Source organism: Pseudomonas sp. 05N434, from assembly GCF_056396965.1.
Genome location: NZ_JBFTMK010000633.1, coordinates 1 through 2,656 on the forward strand (window position 1 = coordinate 1; position 2,656 = coordinate 2,656).

3 protein-coding genes are annotated in these 2,656 nt (G+C 57.7%); 1 reads left to right on the forward strand and 2 read right to left on the reverse strand.

Annotated features, from left to right (window positions below):
• Window positions 1-104: 104 nt before the first annotated feature.
• Together AC1DLB_RS27175 and AC1DLB_RS27180 are read right to left on the reverse strand one after the other, a co-directional pair.
• Complete coding sequence (locus AC1DLB_RS27175) at window positions 105-1,034, reverse strand: electron transfer flavoprotein subunit alpha/FixB family protein (protein WP_477786020.1); 930 nt, start codon at window positions 1,032-1,034, stop codon at window positions 105-107.
• A gap of 2 nt (window positions 1,035-1,036) precedes the next feature.
• On the reverse strand, window positions 1,037-1,786 hold the full coding sequence (locus AC1DLB_RS27180) for an electron transfer flavoprotein subunit beta/FixA family protein (protein WP_007903904.1): 750 nt from the start codon (window positions 1,784-1,786) through the stop codon (window positions 1,037-1,039).
• A 546-nt stretch (window positions 1,787-2,332) separates the two neighbouring features.
• On the opposite strand from AC1DLB_RS27180, the gene AC1DLB_RS27185 reads away from it, so the two are divergent.
• Window positions 2,333-2,656: NAD(P)/FAD-dependent oxidoreductase (locus AC1DLB_RS27185; RefSeq protein ID WP_477786021.1), on the forward strand; the 324-nt coding region annotated here is incomplete at its 3' end.

Consider the following 2,656-nt stretch of genomic DNA (forward strand, 5'->3'; position numbering starts at 1 on the left):
GCCAAACCAGTGGCGCAGATCCATGGCAACACTCTCCCCACTCAAATCCGGAACAAAAAAAGCCCGACCAAAAGGCCGGGCTCTTTATAAGTCAAGCCGCCGGATTAGACCAGCTTCTCGAACTCAGGGATGGCTTCGAACAGGTCTGCCACCAGGCCGTAATCGGCCACCTGGAAGATCGGCGCTTCTTCGTCCTTGTTGATCGCAACAATCACTTTGGAGTCTTTCATGCCGGCCAGGTGCTGGATCGCGCCGGAGATACCGACGGCGATGTACAGCTGTGGCGCAACGATCTTGCCGGTCTGACCGACCTGCATGTCGTTGGGTACGAAACCTGCGTCAACCGCGGCGCGCGAAGCACCGACGGCAGCGCCCAGCTTGTCGGCCAGGGCGTACAGGTGTTTGAAGTTGTCGCCGTTCTGCATGCCACGACCACCGGAAACGACGATCTTGGCAGCGGTCAGTTCCGGACGATCGGACTTGGCCAGTTCTTCGTTGACGAAGCTGGAAGTGCCGGCGTTGTGAACAGCGGCAACAGCTTCAACGGCGGCCGAACCACCTTCAGCCGCCACCGGGTCGAAACCGGTCGCACGCACGGTGATCACTTTCACTGCAGCATTCGATTGCACAGTAGCGATGGCGTTACCGGCGTAGATCGGGCGCTTGAAGGTAYCGGCGCTTTCTACCGAGATGATCTCGGAGATCTGGTCAACGTCCAGCTGAGCGGCGACGCGCGGCAGGATGTTTTTGCCGTTGGAAGTGGCGGCAGCCAGGATGTGGCTGTAGCCCTTGCCCAACTCGGCTACCAGTGGAGCAACGTTTTCCGGCAGCTGATGCGCGTAAGCAGCATTGTCAGCGTTCAGGACTTTGCTCACGCCAGCGATTTTCGCAGCGGCTTCAACCACGGCGCCGGCACCCTGGCCTGCAACCAGAACGTGGATGTCGCCACCGATCTTGGCGGCAGCAGCAACGGTGTTCAGCGTGGCCGGGGCCAGCACTTTGTTGTCGTGTTCGGCGATTACCAAGATAGTCATGATTAGATTACCTTCGCTTCGTTTTTCAGTTTCTCGACCAGTTCAGCCACCGACTTGACCTTGATACCCGCGCTGCGTGCAGCTGGCGCTTCGACTTTCAGGGTCTTGTTGGTGGAGGCGGTGGAAACGCCCAAAGCGTCCGGAGTCAGCACTTCGAGAGGCTTCTTCTTGGCTTTCATGATGTTTGGCAGGGACGCGTAGCGCGGCTCGTTCAAACGCAGGTCGGTGGTGACGATGGCCGGCAGTTTCAGGGAAACCGTCTGCGCGCCGCCGTCGATTTCGCGGGTCACGGCAACTGTATCGCCGGACACTTCGACTTTCGACGCGAACGTGCCCTGACCGTAGCCGCTCAATGCCGCGAGCATCTGGCCAGTCTGGTTGTTGTCGCTGTCGATGGCTTGTTTACCGAGGATCACCAGCTGTGGCTGCTCCTTGTCGACCACTGCCTTGAGCAGCTTGGCCACGGCCAGGGAAGTCAGATCTTCAGCGGATTCGACGAGGATGGCGCGGTCGGCACCCAGAGCCAGCGCGGTGCGCAGTTGCTCTTGAGCGGTGGATGGGCCGATGGAGACGACGACGATTTCAGTCGCCACGCCTTTCTCTTTCAGACGTACGGCTTCTTCCACTGCGATTTCGCAGAACGGGTTCATCGACATCTTGACGTTGGCGAGGTCGACGCCGGAATTGTCCGCCTTGACGCGAACCTTGACGTTGTAATCCACAACGCGTTTGACAGCTACAAGAACCTTCATGGATTCCTCGTTACTCTCCGGTGAAAAGAAAGTCGCCTAGGCGAACCTGGCGGTTGATGCTCATCGGCGCAAGGGCACCTCTAAAAACGCTGGCAGGTGTATCGGGTGAACCTTGCTCACGAGACTGATGACCGTTCGTCAGGGGTGACCGACAAGTCATTCATTACCGTGGCGTGTAAACTGCGCGCGATACCTGCGCGGCGCTTCACCTTGTACTGCCATCGCCCTGTCTTTAGAGGTGCTCTTGAAACCTACATTCAGCCTACGGCGAGCGCAAAACCGCCCGTATCTTGACCGGAACACCTATTCCGGTCAATACGGCAAAATGGCCAGTCATAAGCCGCGTGACTTTGATTTATCTGGCTTTGAGCCGATTCAAACAAACGTTTGTATTGGACGCTAAGAGTGGTGTAGATATAATGCGCCACCCAAAGAGAAAGGTGGTTCATCGATTGTCCTCTGTGCCGCACTATGGGGAATTCATGAATGCGACACCCAACCTCCAATTAGAAAAAAAACTGTTGAGCCTTGAGTAGGAGATAGCCTGTGGAACGCGAATACATGGAATTCGACGTGGTCATCGTCGGTGCCGGCCCCGCTGGCCTGTCCGCCGCCTGCCGTTTGAAGCAGAAGGCCGCCGAAGCCGGTAAGGAAATCAGCGTCTGCGTGGTCGAAAAAGGCTCCGAAGTCGGCGCTCATATCCTGTCCGGTGCCGTGTTCGAACCACGGGCCCTGAACGAACTGTTCCCGGACTGGAAAGAACTCGGCGCGCCGCTGAACACGCCAGTCACCCGCGATGACATCTTCGTTCTGAAGAGCGCTGACAGCGCGCAGAAGATTCCAGACTTCTTTGTGCCCAAGACCATGCAC